Below are 19,904 nucleotides of genomic sequence, written 5' to 3'. Positions count from 1 at the left end.
GATTATGAAAAATATTAATAAGATAAAAATTTTGACAATAGCAACCTTATTCACATTAGGATTAGGTATAGTTTCTTGTGATGACGAATTTTTAGATAGAAAACCTTTAGGAAATGCAGCTGAAGGCGATTTAGAAGGAGGTGGATTTGAAGCGAGAACTTTTGGTTTGTATGGATTAATGAGAACCTCAGATGGGGTAACAAATATACCAAGACTCTTTTTTCAAAGTATTCGTTCTGATGATGCTATGAAAGGAAGTACTTCTGGTGACGCATCGTTACAAGGTAATATTTTTGATGCTTTTCAGTATAATGCAACAGAAACATGGATTACGTTAGCGAACTGGAAAGGACATTATAATGTTATTTTCGAATGTAATGATGTTATTAATGATATTGAAGCAATAGAAGAACCGGACGATGTAATGGTTACTTTTAAAGCGGAAGCAATGGCTCTAAGAGCATTTTGCTACTTTGACCTAAGAAGGGATTTTGGAGAAGTTCCAATTATTTTAAATAAAGTAGAAGTTCCTTCTGATGGTATAGCTCCAAAATCAACAGTCGCTGAGGTTGATGCGCAAATTATTAGTGATTTAGAATTTGCCAAAGAACATTTACCAACGGCTTGGCCAAGTTATCCTGGTAGAGCAACAAAAGGATTTGCACAAACATTATTAGCAAAATTATATTTATATAGACAAGAATGGCAAAATTGTATTGATCAATTAAATGATGTAATGACTTATGGATATGCGTTACATGATGATTTTGTAGAATTGTTTTTGCAAGATGGTAATAACTCTTCAGAGTCAATTTTTGAAATTCAATTTTTACGTTTAGCAGGAGTGAACTATTCAAACAATTATTGGGAAGTTCAAGGCGTTCGTGGAACAGGATCTTGGGATTTAGGTTGGGGCTTTAATGTACCGACACAAAATTTAGTAGATGCTTTTGAAGTAGATGATCCTAGAAAAGATGCCACGATTCTTTATTCAGGTCAAACCGATGGCTACGGTTTAATTTTACCGGGTTTTCCTCCTTTAGCACAACCATATTGGAATAAAAAAGCCTATACAGATCCGGATGAAAGAACTGATTATTCTGAAAATAAAAATCATTGGGCTAATATTAAAATTATGCGTTATGCTGATGTATTGTTAATGTATGCTGAAGCATTAAATGAATTAGGACAATCTTCTTCAGCAATTGAATATATTAATCAAGTAAGATTAAGAGCTAGAGGAGGAAGTACAACAGTCCTTCCAGATATAACATCAACAGATCAGGTTGTTGTTAGAGACGCTATTAAGCATGAAAGAAGAGTGGAGTTTGCCATGGAAGGCGAGAGATTTTACGATTTAGTTCGTTGGGGAGATGCAATAACTGTTTTAGGACCATTAGGTTATCAAATGAAACATCAATATTACCCAATTCCGCAATCAGCTATCGATCAGTCTGGTGGAGTTTTAATTCAAAACCCTAATTATTAATAATTGTCTTGGAACAATCCGCATAATCATAATAAGGATTGTTCCAACTTAAAAATATTCATTATGAAAATAAATTCAATTTTTATATCAAAAGCCAGCATCTTTTTTGTGTCAGCTTTTTTGTTAGTTGGATGTCAGAATATGGATGAACCAGCTTTAGGAGATTACCCGCTTGATGAAGCTAATATTCCGGAAGGAGATTTACGTTTTTTTGTTCCTTTTGATAAAGAAGAAGACCTAATAAGATATCAATTTGCTGAAGAACTATCAGGTTATCCTTGTTTTACACCTGATAATTCCATATCTCAAGGAGAAGGTATAAATGGGTATGGATACCAAAGTGGCGGAGCTGAAGTCTTTCTAAGATATTTAAATGCAAATGATTTTGCCTCAAGAGCAGGAAGTTTTACAGTAGCATATTGGGCTAAGAATGATGATTCTGATGTAACAGAATTTACATTCAGTATGACAAGTGATAACTGGGCTAAAGCTAGTATGTTTGCTTTGTTTGAAGGGACAGCGGCAGCTCCTACAATTAAATTTTTTGTAGATGAACAACCTGGAGATAAATGGTTTGAATGGGTTACTGATTCTAGTTTAAATATGATTTACGACAATGAATGGCATCACATGGCTTTTGTTTATGATGGAAGTACTTCAGGAATGACATTGTATGTTGATGGAGATGCGAAATCAACAAAAACATGGGATAATCATGGACCAGTAACATTTAATGTAACTAAAATAGATGGCTTTAGAATAGGAGGTTCAGGAAATCCTTCAGAAGGCTGGATGAAATCATGGTCAGGAGGCTTAGATCAATTTAGATTATACGCTGTTGCTTTAACTCCAAGTCAAGTACAAGATTTATATATCAATAATAACTAATTTATAATTTTTTAGCCTGTCATCATTGGCAGGCTAAAATTTCAAATTTCAAAATGAGAATTTTAAACTACATCTTTATTTTTTTACTTTTTTCTTCTGTAAGTTGTTCTGACAATAACGGGAATAATGAGGAAGGAGCAATTACAGAACCAACTCCCATATCTGATGATGCGTTAATGACCCAAGTACAACGTGAATCTTTTAAATATTTCTGGGATTATGCCCATCCTAATTGTAAGTTAGCTAGAGAACGTTATATCGTTGATAATCCTTCTTTTGATCAAAATATAGTAACAACTGGTGGTTCAGGTTTTGGTCTTATGACAATTTTAGTTGGTATTGAAAGAGGTTTTGTTCAAAGAACAGAAGCTGTTACAAGATTAACTACAGCATTAAATTTCTTAGAAAATGCTGACCGTTTTCATGGGGCTTGGCCACATTGGATGGATGGAAATACCGGAGGTGTAATTCCTTTTGGTACTATGGATAATGGTGGCGATTTAGTCGAAACGGCTTTTTTATGCGAAAGTTTTATTTGTATTCGTGAATATTTTAAAAACGGAACCTCAGAAGAACAAGCTTTAGCCCAAAAGGCAGATGATTTATGGAAAGGTGTAGAATGGGATTGGTATACCAAAGGGGAAAATGCATTATACTGGCATTGGTCGCCCAATTATGAATGGCAAATGAACTTTAAATTAGAAGGATATAATGAGTGTTTAGCGGCTTATATTATGGGAGCAGCTTCGCCAACACATAGTATTCCAAATGAAGCCTATCATCAAGCTTGGGCTAGAAATGGTGCAATCGTAACTTCTGGTTCTAAATTTGGAATTCCGCTTATTTTTAATCACAACGGAGCTACCGGAACTGTAGGACCAATGTTTTGGGCACATTATTCGTATTTAGGATTGGACCCAAGAGGACTTTCAGATCAGTATGCTAATTATTGGGATTTAAATAAAAATCATACGGAAATTATCTATCAACATTGTGTTACGAATCCAAATAATTATACAGGTTACAGCAATAAATGTTGGGGGCTAACCGCTAGTTACACTCGTAATTCTGATGGAACAACCGGATATACAGCACATCAGCCTAATAATGATACAGGTGTAATTTCGCCAACAGCCGCTTTGTCTTCTTTTCCATACACACCAACAGAATCTATGCGTTTTCTGAGATATTTATACGAAGAAAAGAAAGATCAATATGTTGGCGTTGCCGGACCTTACGATGCTTTTTCACCTAAGTACAGTTGGGTAACCCAAAGATATTTAGCCATTGACCAAGGTACAATTGCTCCAATGATTGAAAACCATAGAACCGGATTATTGTGGAATTTATTCATGCAAGCACCGGAAGTACAAGCAGGTTTACAAAACTTAGGATTTACATCAACTCAACACGGATTTTAATGAAAAGAATTATTGCCTTTATCGCTTTATTTTGGTTAAATACTATTTTAGCTCAGGATGTAACAGCTAAATTTGAAACTGCTATTACGACGAATTATTCGTATCAATATGCTTTGCATAAACCCAAAGGAAAAGATAAAAAACCATTGATCATTTTTCTGCACGGTTCCGGTGAAAAAGGAGATGATATTGAATTGGTAAAAGTTCACGGCCCTTTTAAGTATTTAAAAACACATGAATTGGATGCTTATGTTTTGGCGCCTCAATGTCCAAAAGAAGTCTATTGGGAATCAGAATCTTTGTACCAATTGATTCAAAAAGTAATCAAAGAAAACAAAAATATAGACGAATCGAGAATTTACCTAACTGGTTTAAGTATGGGAGCTTGGGGAGCTTGGAATTTAGCTTTTGCTCATCCCGATAGGTTTGCTGCCTTGGTGCCAATTGCAGGTTTTGTAGATCGTGTACCAATGATTGAAAACTGTAAAATTGGTGAAATCCCGACCCGTATTTTCCACGGATTAGTTGATGATGTAGTCGACGTACGTTATTCAATTGATATTTATAAAAAATTGAAAAATTGTGCCAAAGATATTGAGCTAACCATTTTTGATGATGCTAATCATGACAGTTGGTCAAGAGTGTATGATAATCCGGAAATTTATAACTGGATGTTATCCCAAAAAAAGAATTAACCTACAATAAACAAAAACAAACCAAATGAAGTTAAAGACCATAAGTATGATGCTTGCGGCTGTAGCAATTTCCAGCTCGGCTCTTGCTCAAAAGAAAAATAAACAAAAAACAATTCCTTCGAAAGACGTTTTAGTTAGTGAATTATTGGCTAAAATGACTATTGAGGAAAAAATAGGTCAGTTAAATTTACCAAGTGCCGGCGAATTTACTACGGGTCAAGCAACCAATTCTGATATCGGAGGAAAAATCGAAAAAGGGTTAGTTGGAGGTTTATTCAATATCAAATCGGTTGCTCGTATCAGAGATGTACAAAAAGTTGCTGTTGAAAAAAGTCGTTTAAAAATCCCGTTGATTTTCGGAATGGATGTGATTCACGGTTACGAAACTACGTTCCCAATCCCTTTAGGATTATCATGTAGTTGGGATATGAATAATATTAAAACATCGGCTCAAATTGCAGCCAAAGAAGCAAGTGCTGATGGGATTAACTGGACGTTTTCTCCAATGGTTGATATTTCTCGCGATCCTCGTTGGGGGAGATCATCAGAGGGATCAGGTGAAGATGCTTATTTAGGAAGTCAAATTTCTAAAGCTATGGTTCACGGTTACCAAGGTAATAGTTTAATGGATAACAATACCATTATGGCTTGTGTAAAACACTTTGCTTTATATGGTGCGCCAGAAGCCGGTAGAGATTATAATACGGTTGATATGAGTCACATTCGTATGTATAACGAATATTTTCCGCCTTATAAAGCGGCTGTTGATGCCGGAGTTGGTTCGGTGATGGCTTCTTTCAATGAAATTGACGGTATTCCTGCTACAGGAAACAAATGGTTAATGACTGATGTATTGCGTAACCAATGGAAATTCAACGGTTTTGTGGTGACTGATTATACAGGAATCAATGAAATGATTGCTCACGGAATGGGTGATTTACAAGCGGTTTCTGCTTTGGCAATGAATGCCGGAATCGATATGGATATGGTAGGCGAAGGTTTCTTAACGACACTTAAAAAATCTGTTGAAGAAGGTAAAGTACCAATGACTCAGTTGGATGCTGCGGTAAGACGTATTTTAGAAGCAAAATACGATTTGGGTCTTTTCCACGATCCATATAAATATTGCGATGTTAAACGTGCTAAAACAGAAATTTTTACAAAAGAAAATCGTCAAATTGCTCAAAATATTGCGGCAGAATCTTTCGTATTATTGAAAAATTCTAATTCGGTTTTACCATTGCAAGCCAATCAAAAAGTGGCTTTAGTTGGTCCTTTAGCAATTGCAAAAAAGCACATGCCGGGAACTTGGAGTGTAGCGACAAATTTTGATACACCAATTACTTTAAGAACGGCTTTAGAAGCTAAATTAGGCAAAGCTAATGTTAATTATGCAATGGGGTGTAATTTAGATTATGATCCGGCATTTGTTGAAAAAGCAGGTTTCTTCGGAAAACCATTACCAAGTGATAGCAGAGCAAAAGAAGTACTTTGGGCTGAAGCTTTAGAAGCAGCTAAAAAATCAGATGTTATTGTATTTGCAATTGGTGAAGGAGCTGAATTAAGTGGAGAATCAAGTAGTAGAACCAATCTTCAAATTCCGCAAGCACAAAAAGATGTATTGAAAGAATTGAAAAAAGCGAACAAGCCGATTGTTTTGGTTTTATTCAATGGTCGTCCTTTAGCCATTACAGAAGAAAACGAATTAGCAGATGCTATTTTAGATGTTTGGTTTCCGGGAACTGAAGCAGGTTCTGCCATTACTGATGTTTTATACGGAGCGGTAAATCCTTCAGGAAAATTATCAATGACATTCCCTAGAAATGTTGGACAAGTGCCAATCTTCTACAATCATAAAAATACAGGTAGACCTTTAAGTTTAGAAAAAACACAAAAAGGTGAATTCGAGAAATTCCGTTCTAATTATTTAGATGTGCCAAATACACCATTATTCCCATTCGGATATGGTTTAAGTTATACTTCTTTCGATTATTCTAACTTTAAACTATCGTCAAATACGTTATCAAAAGGTGGAAAAATTACCGTTTCTGTTGAGGTAAAAAATACAGGAAATTACGATGGTAAAGAAGTAGTGCAATTGTACATCAGAGATTTAGTAGGTTCAGTTACAAGACCTGTTAAAGAATTGAAAGGTTTCCAAAAAGTAGCTATTAAGAAAGGTGAAACAAAAACCATCACTTTTGAAATTACTGAGGAAGATTTAAAATTCTACAATTCTAATTTAGATTTTGTAGCAGAAGCAGGAGAATTTGAAGTCTTTGTAGGAACCAATTCGGATACCCAAATGAAATTAAATTTTGAGTTAGTGAAATAATTGTTTTAGTTTAAATCAAAATGCCCTTTGGTAGTAATGCTAAAGGGTATTTTTTTAAAATCGCATCAGATGAAAAGAATTGTTTTAATTCTAGCGTTGCATTTTGTTTTTCTAGGTATAGCCCAACAAAAAACGTTTTGTAATCCAATAAATGTAGATTACGGATATACACCATTTAAGAGTTTTTCAGCACAGGGAAAACATCGTGCCACTGCCGATCCTGTGATTGTGAATTTTCAAAATAAATACTTTTTGTTTTCAACCAATCAAGAAGGATATTGGTGGAGTGAAGACATGTTACATTGGAAATTTGTGTACCGAAAGTTTCTTTTAGACGACAAATACACGCACGATTTAAATGCGCCGGGAATTTTTACTATGAAAGATACGATGTATGTTTATGGTTCTACACATGAAAAAGATTTCCCGATTTGGAAAAGTACAAATCCAACAAAAGACGATTGGCAGATAGCTGTCGATACGTTGAAAGTAGGAGCGTGGGATCCCGGATTTTTATACGACGAAGAAAAAGATAAATTGTATTTATATTGGGGTTCAAGTAACGAATTTCCGTTAATGGGAACCGAATTAAACACCAAAACATTACAATCAGATGGTTTTGTAAAACCGATGTTGACTTTAAAGCCCGAAGATCATGGTTGGGAACGTTTTGGCGAATACAACGATAATACGTTTTTACAGCCTTTTATGGAAGGCGCTTGGGTAACCAAATACAAGAACAAATATTACTTGCAATATGCAGCTCCCGCAACAGAATTCAGTGGTTATGCGGATGGTGTTTACGTGAGTTCAAATCCGTTAGAAGGTTTTGCCTACCAACAACACAATCCGTTGTCGTATAAACCCGGAGGTTTTGCTCGTGGTGCGGGTCATGGTGCAACGTATCAAGATAATTTTGGGAATTGGTGGCATGTTTCCACTATCATTTTGGGGCAAAAAAACAATTTTGAAAGAAGAGTTGGTATTTGGCCGGCCGGTTTCGATCAAGATGATGTGATGTATTGCAATACGGCTTATGGCGATTATCCAACTTTTATTCCGGAATATGCGAAAGGAAAAGATTTTACCAAAGGATTATTTGCCGGATGGATGTTATTAAACTACAACAAACCCGTTCAAGTGTCTTCAACTTTAGGAGGATATTCGCCTAATTATGTGGTTGATGAAGATATGAGAACGTATTGGAGTGCCAAAACAGGTGAAAAAGGGGAGTGGTTTCAAACCGATTTAGGTGAAGTTTCTACGGTTAATGCAATCCAAATTAATTATGCCGATCAAGATGTGGAATTCTTAGGAAAAAGTCAAGGTGTGTTTCATCAGTACAAAATTTGGGCATCCAATGATGGTAAAAAATGGGAATTGGCTGTAGATAAAAGCAAAAACAAAACCGATGTTCCGCATGATTATATTGAGTTAGCAAAGCCAATGAAAGCGCGTTATTTAAAATTGGAAAACCTAAAAATGCCAACCGGAAAATTTGCGTTGAGCGGTTTCCGTGTTTTTGGGAAAGGAAATGGAAATGCTCCGGAAAAAGTGGAAAATTTCATGGTTTTACGCGCAGAGAAAGCTAAATTTGGCGAAAGAAGAAGTTCTTGGATTCGTTGGAAACAAAACAATTTGGCAGACGGTTATGTGATTTATTTCGGAAAATCGCCTGATAAATTATACGGAAGTATCATGGTGTATGGTAAAAATGATTATTTCTTTACAGGAATGGACAGAACCGATACCTATTATTTTCAAATTGAAGCGTTTAATGCCAACGGAATTAGCGAAAGAACTCCGGTTATAAAAGTAGACTAATGAAAAAGATTGTTTTTATATTTTTTTGGATCTCCACTATGGTTTTGGCTCAAAACGATTTGAACGTAATGAGTTATAACGTGCGTTTGGCTTCGGCTAATGACGGTGAGAACAATTGGGATATTCGCAAAGAAAAAGTAGCGGAATTAATTGGCTATTATGAACCTGATTTCTTAGGAATGCAGGAAGTTCAGAAAGTACAATTAGATTATTTATTAGAAAATCTTCCGCAATACCAATTTATTGGTTTACCAAGAGAAGAAGGAATTCACGCGGAGTATTCCTGTATTTTTTATAATGCCGAAAAGTTTAAAGTTTTAGAATACAAAACGTTTTGGTTGTCTGAAACCCCAAACGAAATGTCTAAAGGTTGGGATGCTGCTTGTCATCGAATTGTAACCTACGGATTATTTCAGGATAAAAAGAGCAAACAGAAATTTTGGATTGCCAACACACATTTGGATCACATGGGCATGAAAGCGCGTGAAGAATCGGCTAAGATGTTAGTTGACCTTGCAAAAGATTTAAAAGCCCAAAAAGATATTCCGTTTATCTTGACTGGCGATTTTAATGCCGAACCTGATGATAAGGTCATTATGATATTGAAAGAAAGTTTAAAAGAGGCAAGTTCGGCTTCAAAAACAAAACCGTATGGAAATTCTACTCATACTTGGAATGCCTTTGAGTTTTCTAAAGAACCTGATAAACAGATAGATTACATTTTCTTTGATAAAAAAACTTCAATTTACGTTCGAAAATTCAATACAATTAACGATTTTTATCACTTCAAATATCCGTCCGATCATTTACCTGTTTTGGCAACGTTTTATTTGGACTACAAAAAATAAAATAAATAACAAATCAATAAATACGTTTTATACTATATGAGTACATCAAATAAACAGACTAATTGGGCTCAATTTATTCCTTTAGTTTCGGTATTTTTCTTCTGGGGATTCGTTGCAGCCAGTAATGATATTCTAATTCCCGTTTTTAAAAAAGCATTTGATTTAACACAAGGGCAAAGTCAATTGGTATCAGTTGCTTTTTATGTTGCTTATACCGTGGGTGCTTTACTTTATATGCTGATTTCAAGATTGATTAAAGTAGATGTTGTTCAAAAGTTAGGATATAAAAACAGTTTATCTTTAGGCTTATTGATTTCCGCTTTGGGAACTTTATTGTTTTATCCGGCTGCCAATACAGGTTCATTCGCTTTAATGTTGTCAGGATTGTTTACTGTAGGGTTAGGGTTTTCTTTGCAACAAACGGTGGCCAATCCTTTGGCAATTGTGTTAGGGCCTATTGCTACGGGTTCTCAGCGACTAACTCTAGCAGGAGGTATTAATAACTTCGGAACAACAATCGGACCGTTAATCGTAACCTTTGCTATTTTTGGAGCAGAACCGGCTGCAGATCACGTAATTGATATTGCTACTGTAAAGGTTCCGTATTTGATTTTAGGTATGGCTTTTGCATTAGTGGCTATTTTATTAAAATTTTCAAGTTTACCTAATAAAATTGAAGAGCAAGAAGAGGAAGTTTCAACGGTAAAAGATGTTCGTTCATCAGCTTTAAAATATCCGCAATTGTTAATGGGAATGTTAGCCATCTTTGTATATGTAGGAGTTGAGGTTTCTACGGCTAGTAATATGCCGGCTTATTTAGAGGCTGGTTTGGGAATGTCAATTAGTGAAGTGGCACCTTATGTGTCTTTATATTGGGCAAGTTTAATGATTGGTCGTTGGACGGGTGCAGTTGAAGCTTTAGGATTGTCAGAAGGAGCACAAAAAATAATGAAATTTATCATGCCTTATATTGCTTTTGGAGTGTTCTTATTGGCAAGTTATTTGGCGGGGAAAGATTTACAGCCATTTTATGTATATGCAGCTGTTATTTTAGTATTGATCGTTGCAGATTTTGCCAGTAAAGGAAATCCGGCTACGATGTTGCTAATCTTTTCAGGTTTAGGAATTGCAGCTTTAGCAATCGGGATGGCAACTAGTGGAATGGTAAGTGTTTATGCGTTTACAAGTGTTGGTTTGTTCTGTTCTACGTTATGGCCATGTATCTTTACATTAGCTATTAGTGGACTAGGAAAACATACGACTCAAGGAAGTAATTTTTTAATCATGATGATTATGGGGGGAGGAATCGTAAGTTGGATTCAAGGTTTTGTAGCTGATTTAACATCTCCTCATTTCAGTTATATCGTTGGAATTGTATGTTTTGCTTATTTAGCATTCTACGCTTATAGAGTAAAAGATATTTTAACAAAACAAGGAATCAGTTTCGATAAAAAAGTGAGCGGAGGTCACTAAAAAATAATACATCTAGTAAAAAGCCATTTTGTTTTCAAAGTGGCTTTTTTATGCAATGTTTCCAACATGTTTTACGCGTTTCGTATCTTTGCCCAAAAATAATTTTCTATGCAAAAGGTATATCTTGACAATGCTTCTACAACTCGAATTCGTCCGGAAGTAATTACTCACATGACAGAAGTAATGGCTCAGGAATTTGGAAATCCTTCTTCTACGCATAGTTTTGGTCGTAGTGCGAAAGTCATTTTAGAAACATCTAGAAAAAGCATAGCATCTTTAATTGGTGCTAAGTCCAGTGAAATTTTATTTACTTCTTGCGGAACGGAATCGAATAATTGGGTGTTGCGCTCGGCAGTAAAAGATTTTGGTGTAAAACGAATTATTACCAGTAAAATTGAACATCATGCGGTTTTGCATACCGTTTTGGCTTTGCAAAATGAATATGGAATTTCAGTCGAATATGTTCCTTTAGAAGAAAACGGAGCCGTAAATTATCGAGAATTAGAGAATATTTTAGCAGAAGAAGTTCAAGGAAAAGCCTTAGTGAGTTTGATGCACGTGAACAATGAAATTGGAACTATTCTCGATTTAGAGAAAGTGGGAACCTTGTGCCAAAATTACAATGCTTTATTTCATTCAGATACGGTACAATCTATTGGAAAAACAGAATTGAATGTGGAAGAACTTCCGGTGGATTTTATAACGGCTAGCGCACACAAATTTCACGGACCCAAAGGTGTGGGTCTTTTATATGTGAAGAAAAACCAGGTGTTACAACCTCTGCTTTTTGGAGGCGAACAAGAAAAAGGTTGGCGTGCCGGAACAGAAGCAGTACATCAAATTGCTGGAATGGCTAAAGCTTTGGAAATTTCGTACCAAAAATTAGAAGAAGAACGAAATCATATTCAAAATTTAAAAAACTATTTGCGAGAACAATTGTTGGAAGCTTTTCCGAAAGTGATTTTTAATGGCGAACAATTTGACGGAAGCTTTAGCAACGAAACCTTTTATAACTTGGTGAATGTAATGCTGCCTTTTTCAACAGATAAAACGCCAATGATCTTATTTGCTTTAGATATGAGAGGAATTGCAGTTTCTCGTGGAAGTGCTTGTCAAAGCGGAAGTGTTCGTCCGTCTCATGTTTTAGCCGAAATTTTAAGTTCGGAAGATATACAAAAACCGAGTTTACGTATTTCTTTAAGCCATGAAAATACTCAAGAAGAGATTGACAGTTTAATTAAAGCGCTAAAGGAAATAGCTTAGGGATGAGTAATTTCGTAGAAATCATAAAAACGGAAGCTAAAGGTTTATTGACCTTAAAAAAAACAGAACGTTTATGGCATATTCCGGTATTAGCTTCACTTTGTGTAGGTTTTCCGCTTCTGGTAGGCTATTTTACGGATAGACTAGACTATGGCTTGTTGTCGTGTATGGCAGGTTTAGTTATTTTGTATTTACCAACCACTTCTGTAGCACGACGAATGATTACATTATTGAGTTGTTCATTCGGATTTATGATTTCTTTTACTATCGGAGTTATATTTAGTTTTAACGCTTATATTTCGGCTTTAGTTTTGGCCTTATTTTCGGTCGGGGTTCATTGGGTTGTCCGATATTTTGATATGAAACCTCCGGGGAGTTTTTTCTTTATTATGATCGCTTCTATTGCGAGTTGTATGCCTTTTCATCCTGAAGAGATTCCTCTAAAAGTAGGTTTAGTAGGAATGGGAGCTATGCTAGCTTGTTTACTAGCGCTATTTTACAGTATTTACATCACTAAAAGCGATAGTCAATTTGCTAAAAATGAATTGATTGTTTTAAAAAAGAACAGTACTGCTGTCATATTTGAATCTTTAATCATAGGTGTTTTTGTCGGAATCTCTTTATTAGTTGGTAAACTATTAGCGCTAACTAATCCTTATTGGTTACCAATTTCTTGTTTAGCGGTTTTACAAGGGGTTTCGCTGCAACATGTTTGGAGTAGAAGTTTTCAGCGTATTCTAGGGACTTTTATTGGCTTAGGTCTAGCTTGGATTTTGGTTTCGTTCCAATTGAATGCTTTGGGAATTTGTATTGCTATTATGATTTTACAGTTTATAATTGAAATGCTTGTAGTACGTCATTATGGATTAGCTGTGATTTTTATTACGCCTTTAACCGTGTTTTTAGCGGAAGCTGGAGGGAACGCTTTAAGTGATCCCAATCATTTAATTACCACTCGTTTTTTTGATATTTTAATAGGAAGTCTAATTGGAGCTGTTGCAGGATATTTTCTATATCATGAAAAATTGAAATCGAAAACAGAAAGGCAAATCAGAAAGACTAGAATTGGAGTTTTGCGTAAAAAAGATTAAAAAGGCTATCTAAAAAGGAAACAAACGGAGTAATAGAAAACTACATTGTAGTAATGAATAAAAATAGTTTAAGTATGTTGTTCCGATTTCAGATAGCCAATAAAAATATATCTAAAAAAGGGTTAAAAAAGGATATTTAAGTATTATACATTTCCATAAACATTGGATTCTCCACCATCAATAGCAATGATTTGTCCGCTTACATAAGCACACTCTTCACTCAATAAGAAAGCCACAACATTAGCCACATCTTTTGGATCGCCTAAACGTTTTGTCGGATTTGCTTTAGCATATTCAGTTTCTGCTGCTTTTGGATCTTCCGGGTTAACTTGTTTGAATGCTTCGGCGACCATTGGCGTTAAAATAGCACCGGGAGCAATGGCATTAGTCATAATATTGTATTTTCCATATTCTAATGCAGCATTTTTAGTCATTCCGGCTACAGCATGTTTAGTGGCTACATAAGCCGTTTGATTCATTACACCTCTAATTCCACCAACAGAGGCTACATTAACAATTCTACCATAGTTTTGTTTTTGCATGATAGGAATGATATAACGCATACCGTAATAAACGCCAAGAAGGTTGATGTCAATTACTTTTTGGAAAATTTCCAAATCATATTCCGTTAAAGGAGCTTGTCTTCCTTCAATTCCTGCGTTATTGTAAAAACCATCAATTCTTCCAAAAGTATCTATTGTTTTTTGAACATAATTTTTAACTTGTTCTTCATTGGAAACATCAGCTATAACGGAAAGTATTTTGGTTTGCGGATAATCTTTTAAAATTTCTTGTTCTGCTTCTTTTAAAGCATTTTCATTGTAATCTACTAAAGTAATATGGGCTTGTAAACTGGCTAATTTTTTGGCAGTAGCTAGTCCGAGACCCATTGCTGCTCCAGTAATTATTACCGTTTTATTTTGGAAGGTACTCATAATAATAAATTTAGGTATTAAAAATTTTTAATACCTAAATTTACGAATAATATATGTGGAGTGTAAATAAAACGAACGGTTTAAGATAACTTTAATATTTTATTTACAATTCTTTAGTACAAACTAGGATACTTTGAAGGATTGACTTCGTTCATGATATTATAGATTTTTTCATAAACGTCTTCAACACTCGGTTTAGAAAAATAATCACCATCTGTTCCATAAGCTGGGCGATGCTCTTTAGAAGTCAAGGTTTGTGGCTCACTGTCTAAATATTGATAAGCGTGTTGTTGTTCAATAATTTGTTGTAAAATATAAGCACTTGCACCACCTGGTACGTCTTCGTCAATTACTAACAAACGATTTGTTTTAGCTACACTTTTTACAATATCATGATTGATATCAAATGGTAAAAGCGATTGAACATCTATGATTTCAACATTAATTCCTACTTCAAATAATTCTTTAGCCGCTTGTTCAATGATTCGTAAAGTTGAACCATAAGAAACCACAGTAATATCGGTACCTTCTTTAAGGGTTTCAACAACACCAATAGGAGTATTGAATTCGCCTAAATTAGTCGGTAATTTTTCTTTTAAACGATAGCCATTTAAACATTCTACAACTAATGCTGGTTCGTCACTGGCTAATAGTGTATTGTAGAATCCTGCTGCTTTAGTCATATTTCTCGGCACCAAAACATGTATTCCTCTAATGGCATTAATAATCATTCCCATAGGTGAACCGGCATGCCAAATTCCTTCTAAACGATGACCACGAGTTCTCACAATCAGTGGTGCTTTTTGACGACCATGAGTTCGATATTGTAAAGTGGCCAAATCATCACTCATGATTTGAATAGCATATAACAAGTAGTCCAAATACTGAATTTCAGCAATAGGACGTAAGCCTCGCATAGCCATACCAATTCCTTGACCTAAGATGGTAGCTTCGCGAATTCCGGTATCTGAAACACGTAAATCACCGTATTTCTCCTGCATTCCTTCTAAACCTTGGTTCACATCACCGATGTTTCCGGAATCTTCACCAAAAATCAAAACATCAGGATATTTAGCAAACAAAGCATCAAAATTGTTTCGAATGACTAAACGGGCATCAACCATTTCACTATTTTCATCATACGCTGGTTCAACCGAATGAATGTTGAAAACACTATTAGCTGATTGAGAATACAAATGAGAGCTAAACTTAGGCTGTATTTTTGCCATAAAGTCTTTGATCCATTGTGCTAAAGAAGATTGACCTTCCTCGTTAACCAAAAATCGTAAAGCTTTACGAGCAGTTGTAATAATATCTTTATGAATGGGTTCTTTTATAGTAGCTAAATCAGTTGCAAACTTTTTAAGGAAAACACCGTTAGCACTTTTTTCAGCCAATGTGTTTAAAAGATCAATTAAATCCTTTTGGATTTCTTTAATTGGATTCAAGAAGTTATTCCAAGCTTCTTTTTTACCCTGTAAAACCTCTTTTTTAGCCGCTTCGTCAATAGCAACAATATCTTCTTCGGTAGCGATGTTGTTTTCAATCATCCACTTTCTCATTTGCACAATACAATCGTATTCGCTTTCCCATTCTAAACGTTCTTTGCTTTTGTAACGTTCGTGACTACCAGAAGTAGAGTGTCCTTGAGGCTGTGTTAATTCTTGTACGTGAACCAAAACCGGAACATGTTCCGTTCTGGCTAAAACTCCGGCATTTTGATAGACTTCAATTAGGTTAGGGTAGTCCCAACCTTTCACAGTGAATATTTCGTAACCGTTAGTATTTTCGTCTCTTTGGAAACCTTTTAAAATTTCAGAGATATTTTCTTTTGTGGTTTGGTATTTAGCCGGTACTGAAATTCCGTATCCATCATCCCAAACACTCATGATCATTGGAACTTGTAAAACTCCGGCAGCATTAATGGTTTCAAAGAATAAACCTTCGGAAGTTGAAGCATTTCCAATAGTTCCCCAAGCAACTTCATTTCCCTGATTTGAAAATTGTGTGTGATTTTCCAAACCTTTTACGTTTCGGTAAATTTTTGAAGCTTGCGCCAATCCTAACAAACGAGGCATTTGTCCCGCAGTTGGTGAAATATCAGCACTTGAGTTCTTTTGAGCAGTTAAATTTTTCCAATTTCCTTTCTCGTCTAAACTGTGAGTTGTGAAGTGTCCGCCCATTTGACGTCCGGCACTCATAGGCTCTGAATTAATATCGGTATGACCATACAATCCCGCGAAAAATTCGGGAACGGTTAGTAAACCCAAAGCCATCATAAACGTTTGATCGCGGTAGTAACCCGAACGGAAATCTCCATTTTTAAAAGCTTTAGCCATTGCTAGCTGAGGAACTTCTTTACCATCTCCAAAGATTCCGAATTTTGCTTTACCGGTAAGAACTTCTCTTCGACCTAAAAGGCTACATTCTCTACTAATAATAGCAATTTTATAATCGTTAATTACTTCTTGTTTGAAATCTTCAAACGACAGGACTTCTTTTTCGATTGCTTTGTTCATACTTAAGTTCTATTGGATTGTTACAAATGTAGAAAAATAGCCTGTAAAAAGCAATAGGGTAAGTATGGGATTTTTTGTATTTTATAAATTTAACCGCTTTTGATTAAAAAAAGAATAAAAAAAATAAAGAAAAATGTTTTTTTATTGAATTTATAGCAATTGTAAAACTCTTAAACTATTAAAACCATTTTCGGGTAAATAATGAAATTAGTGTTTTAGGAGCTAAAGTAACCACAAAACGAATTTTTTGATTGTAGTTAGGGTCATTCAACTCAAATCCATTAGAAGAATACACCGGAAAAAACAATTCGAAATAATCAGGAACTATGTTGAGGTGAATTCCGGAATCGTAGACAAATTTGGGTTGGTGATACTCGTTTTTAAAAGCTCCTACATCTCCATACACCTGAATCCAGTTCCAAATGTTAAAGGCAGTGTTAGTTGTTACCATCCATTGGTTGGCATAGCGTGTTTCAAACATTGATTTAAAACCTCCTTCAGCATACACAAATTGTTGGCTATACAAACCTGTAGTTTCACTTCTTCCTAATAAATTTTCTTCAAACATATAATCTGTTGGACGGTCTAAACCAAAACTGAAATAATCTGATTTTGTACTTCTGTATAGAAATGTTCCGGCAAAAAAGCGTAATGTAATTTGACGATTGTCTTCAAAAAGTTTACGATAATGTAAAACAGCTGAAAGCTTTCCGAAAGAATTGGCCACTTGAAGATCGGTCATTAAACTGTATAATTTAGTACCTTCTGCTTGATAATTCCCATATTTTGCATTAAAAACACTATAATTATCGGTATTGATATCTGTGATTACCGGTGAACTTTCACGATTGATGTAAAGTTGTTTTAGTAAAATGTATTCATTTTTATTAGTTCTGAAATTTTTATCTCGAAGAAAAAATTGAACACTCGGACTAAAATTGGTATAACGAGCGTTTGGCGCATAATGGAATTGGCTCCCTCTTAAAAGGTAACGGACTTTGTATAATTTACCTTCTTCTCGAATGTTATTGTCATAAACTGCTGAAAATTTACCAACAACGGATTGTGTGTTAGGAGAATAAAAAGGGGCAACACTAAATGTAAAAGGCTTATTTAGAATGGATTTGTTACTGATATTTAATCCTAAGGCCATTCCGTCATATAAATTGTATTCAAATTCAGGAACGTATAAAATTTGATTGTAATAGGGATCTTCTAAATCTCGGAAAAAGGTAAATTTAAAAGGACGATTATTGAAAAAGAATCCTTTCATTGATTTCCAGTTGTTACGAAGATTGTATTCCGGAATTTCGTTATTGTAATTTAATGTCAGTTTATCAGCATCGTGATTGGGAATTACAATAGTTGTATCGGTTTTTATATTTTCAAACCATTTTTGATACACAACAGTATCATTTTTTAATTCGTAAAATGAAATCGGAACATTGGTTCTTGTTCTGTTTTTGATAGTAACTTTGATAGAATCTCTTTCTTTTGATTTTTTTACCGAACCGAAAGTGTAATCGATCAAATCTCTGGAATTCACTAATGTATCAAAAAACCAATCGATATTTTTCGGGCTGTTTTTCTTTAAAATGTATTCAAAATCATAAGCCGTAGTTTCTGTTTGTTTATTGATATCCAGAAATTCTTGGATACTATTAGAAACGACATCATTTTGCAGATAACTGTCTAAATATTTGAAATTAAGTCCTGAACGGTATTTGTTTGATATTTGTTCGTTAAACTTAATAAGCTTTTCCTTGGAAGAACCCACAGGCTGATCTAAATTTTTACGAGCGGTTAACATGTACAAATAATTGTATTGCTCATTAAAAGGAAGATTGATGAAGTTATAGGATTTTAAAAGCTTTATTTTAGATAAGTTTCCCGTCATTTTCATATCCGGATGAAAAGTATCAATGTATTCCATCATAGTATAAATCTGAATTCCGTCATAGATCCAGTTGTATTTTCGGGGATTGGATTTGATGTTTGCTTTTAGGTAATTGTTTAAATACGTTTTCAAAAACATCAATTCAAACATCAATTCATCAGGATATGGGCTTAAAAAAGCAGGCAACTGATTTAATCCATAAAAAGGCTGACGTTTGTAATCTTCGTTTGAAACTAAAATTTTATCTACAGCAGAATGCCCTAGCTTTTCTTCAACAAATCGAGTGATTTTATCGATCACAATAGCTTTTTGGTAGTCGTCTAATCTTGAATTCTCTATGCCGCAATCAACTTCTACAATTTCGTTTTTATAAATATTTGTAGGTTGATTAGGAGAAACTAATAAGGCTATATCTTGATAGTTTTTTCCGGAAAGAACATATTCCCCGACATTATTCTTAGAATTATCAATAGTTAAATCAGAAGCAATTTTATAGTTTTTAGGAATCGTTAAATGAATCTGATAATCAGCAATAGCGTTCGAAATATCATCAAGATTCTCATTACTATTTACAATGAATTTTTTATTGATAAAAAGGGCAGGAGCCAAGTACCAGTTCTTTAAATACATTTTACCGTTAGTATCAAAACCAAATTGCGTAAAACGTTCGTTTGGGATTTTAACAATGTACGTTAGTCTCAGAGTTTGCTTTTCAAATGGAGCTAAAGGCTTATTAAGTAGGATTTCAACAATATCGACATGTTTTTCAGGGCGAATCCATTTCACTTCGTTAAAACGTTCATCAGCAATTGCTTTGATGTCGGTATAACCGCGGTCGCTATCAGGAGCCAAATGAAAGCTACGATTAAATTCATCAGAAAAACGTTTAGCTAAAGCCGAAGTCTTAGAAGAAAAAGCATTGTTCCAATCGTTTAGAATGATAGAATGTAAAGTGTCATTCGCTTGATTAAAATAAATGATCTCTTGTTGAATATATACTAACTTTTCTTCGGTATTGATTTTAACATCCATGTTCATTTGATGTTGTGTAAATCCCCAAAAGAACCAAAGAAAGAATAATAATGAAAGTTTCTTTTTCACAGTCGGCTTTATAATAAGATACAATAATAATAAAAAGTTGCGTAAAGCAATGTTTAAACTTACAGAAATACTTTTTTAGGACACTTAATGTTTCCTTAAAATTGTTCAAATCTAAAAATTAACTT

The 19,904-nt window shown here is 34.7% G+C and carries 13 protein-coding genes; 10 read left to right on the top strand and 3 right to left on the bottom strand.

Annotated elements, in window-relative coordinates; translation table 11 throughout:
- Positions 1–4: 4 nt before the first annotated feature.
- From ACUSJC_RS09560 to ACUSJC_RS09515, 10 genes are all read left to right on the top strand, one after another.
- Positions 5–1,489, top strand: a complete 1,485-nt coding sequence (locus tag ACUSJC_RS09560; RefSeq protein WP_449269350.1) for a RagB/SusD family nutrient uptake outer membrane protein — start codon at positions 5–7, stop codon at positions 1,487–1,489.
- A 63-nt stretch (positions 1,490–1,552) separates the two neighbouring features.
- Complete coding sequence (locus tag ACUSJC_RS09555; protein ID WP_449269349.1) at positions 1,553–2,377, top strand: LamG domain-containing protein; 825 nt, start codon at positions 1,553–1,555, stop codon at positions 2,375–2,377.
- 53 nt (positions 2,378–2,430) lie between these two features.
- The gene (locus tag ACUSJC_RS09550) at positions 2,431–3,798 is read left to right on the top strand and encodes a glucoamylase family protein (RefSeq protein ID WP_449269348.1); all 1,368 of its coding nucleotides are present in this window, start codon (positions 2,431–2,433) and stop codon (positions 3,796–3,798) included.
- Positions 3,798–4,493, top strand: coding sequence for a carboxylesterase family protein (locus ACUSJC_RS09545; RefSeq protein ID WP_449269347.1), 696 nt, complete (start codon positions 3,798–3,800; stop codon positions 4,491–4,493). Before ACUSJC_RS09550 ends, ACUSJC_RS09545 begins: the two co-directional genes overlap by 1 nt.
- 25 nt (positions 4,494–4,518) lie before the next feature.
- The gene (bglX, locus tag ACUSJC_RS09540; protein WP_449269346.1) at positions 4,519–6,828 is read left to right on the top strand and encodes a beta-glucosidase BglX; all 2,310 of its coding nucleotides are present in this window, start codon (positions 4,519–4,521) and stop codon (positions 6,826–6,828) included.
- A gap of 69 nt (positions 6,829–6,897) precedes the next feature.
- Positions 6,898–8,652, top strand: a complete 1,755-nt coding sequence (locus ACUSJC_RS09535) for a discoidin domain-containing protein (RefSeq protein ID WP_449269345.1) — start codon at positions 6,898–6,900, stop codon at positions 8,650–8,652.
- Positions 8,652–9,500, top strand: a complete 849-nt coding sequence (locus tag ACUSJC_RS09530; RefSeq protein WP_449269344.1) for an endonuclease/exonuclease/phosphatase family protein — start codon at positions 8,652–8,654, stop codon at positions 9,498–9,500. Before ACUSJC_RS09535 ends, ACUSJC_RS09530 begins: the two co-directional genes overlap by 1 nt.
- 36 nt (positions 9,501–9,536) lie before the next feature.
- A complete protein-coding gene (locus ACUSJC_RS09525) occupies positions 9,537–10,973 on the top strand; it encodes an MFS transporter (RefSeq protein WP_449269343.1) in 1,437 nt (478 codons plus the stop codon).
- A 108-nt stretch (positions 10,974–11,081) separates the two neighbouring features.
- On the top strand, positions 11,082–12,236 hold the full coding sequence (locus ACUSJC_RS09520; protein ID WP_449269342.1) for a cysteine desulfurase family protein: 1,155 nt from the start codon (positions 11,082–11,084) through the stop codon (positions 12,234–12,236).
- A gap of 2 nt (positions 12,237–12,238) precedes the next feature.
- The gene (locus ACUSJC_RS09515) at positions 12,239–13,327 is read left to right on the top strand and encodes an FUSC family protein (RefSeq protein ID WP_449269341.1); all 1,089 of its coding nucleotides are present in this window, start codon (positions 12,239–12,241) and stop codon (positions 13,325–13,327) included.
- 143 nt (positions 13,328–13,470) lie between these two features.
- Here the strand turns inward: ACUSJC_RS09515 and ACUSJC_RS09510 are convergent, their stop codons facing one another.
- From ACUSJC_RS09510 to ACUSJC_RS09500, 3 genes are all read right to left on the bottom strand, one after another.
- A complete protein-coding gene (locus ACUSJC_RS09510) occupies positions 13,471–14,262 on the bottom strand; it encodes a glucose 1-dehydrogenase (RefSeq protein ID WP_449269340.1) in 792 nt (263 codons plus the stop codon).
- A gap of 113 nt (positions 14,263–14,375) precedes the next feature.
- The gene (locus ACUSJC_RS09505; protein WP_449269339.1) at positions 14,376–16,781 is read right to left on the bottom strand and encodes an alpha-ketoacid dehydrogenase subunit alpha/beta; all 2,406 of its coding nucleotides are present in this window, start codon (positions 16,779–16,781) and stop codon (positions 14,376–14,378) included.
- 178 nt (positions 16,782–16,959) lie between these two features.
- Positions 16,960–19,779 carry an aminopeptidase gene (locus tag ACUSJC_RS09500; protein ID WP_449269338.1) on the bottom strand — a complete coding sequence of 940 codons (2,820 nt, stop codon included), beginning with the start codon at positions 19,777–19,779 and terminating at the stop codon, positions 16,960–16,962.
- Positions 19,780–19,904 lie beyond the last annotated feature (125 nt).

It is taken from the genome of Flavobacterium sp. U410 (assembly GCF_053570605.1).
Note: the sequence above shows the minus strand (reverse complement) of the source record. Positions and strands in the feature narration are given on the sequence as shown.

Excerpts from the sequence above, each read along its gene's own strand:
- ACUSJC_RS09545 (WP_449269347.1), top strand. The coding sequence starts at position 3,798 with ATGAAAAGAATTATTGCCTTTATCGCTTTATTTTGGTTAAATACTATT.
- ACUSJC_RS09525 (WP_449269343.1), top strand. The coding sequence starts at position 9,537 with ATGAGTACATCAAATAAACAGACTAATTGGGCTCAATTTATTCCTTTA.
- bglX (WP_449269346.1), top strand. The coding sequence starts at position 4,519 with ATGAAGTTAAAGACCATAAGTATGATGCTTGCGGCTGTAGCAATTTCC.
- ACUSJC_RS09560 (WP_449269350.1), top strand. The coding sequence starts at position 5 with ATGAAAAATATTAATAAGATAAAAATTTTGACAATAGCAACCTTATTC.
- ACUSJC_RS09550 (WP_449269348.1), top strand. The coding sequence starts at position 2,431 with ATGAGAATTTTAAACTACATCTTTATTTTTTTACTTTTTTCTTCTGTA.
- ACUSJC_RS09515 (WP_449269341.1), top strand. The coding sequence starts at position 12,239 with ATGAGTAATTTCGTAGAAATCATAAAAACGGAAGCTAAAGGTTTATTG.
- ACUSJC_RS09505 (WP_449269339.1), bottom strand. The coding sequence starts at position 16,781 with ATGAACAAAGCAATCGAAAAAGAAGTCCTGTCGTTTGAAGATTTCAAA.
- ACUSJC_RS09535 (WP_449269345.1), top strand. The coding sequence starts at position 6,898 with ATGAAAAGAATTGTTTTAATTCTAGCGTTGCATTTTGTTTTTCTAGGT.
- ACUSJC_RS09510 (WP_449269340.1), bottom strand. The coding sequence starts at position 14,262 with ATGAGTACCTTCCAAAATAAAACGGTAATAATTACTGGAGCAGCAATG.
- ACUSJC_RS09530 (WP_449269344.1), top strand. The coding sequence starts at position 8,652 with ATGAAAAAGATTGTTTTTATATTTTTTTGGATCTCCACTATGGTTTTG.
- ACUSJC_RS09555 (WP_449269349.1), top strand. The coding sequence starts at position 1,553 with ATGAAAATAAATTCAATTTTTATATCAAAAGCCAGCATCTTTTTTGTG.
- ACUSJC_RS09520 (WP_449269342.1), top strand. The coding sequence starts at position 11,082 with ATGCAAAAGGTATATCTTGACAATGCTTCTACAACTCGAATTCGTCCG.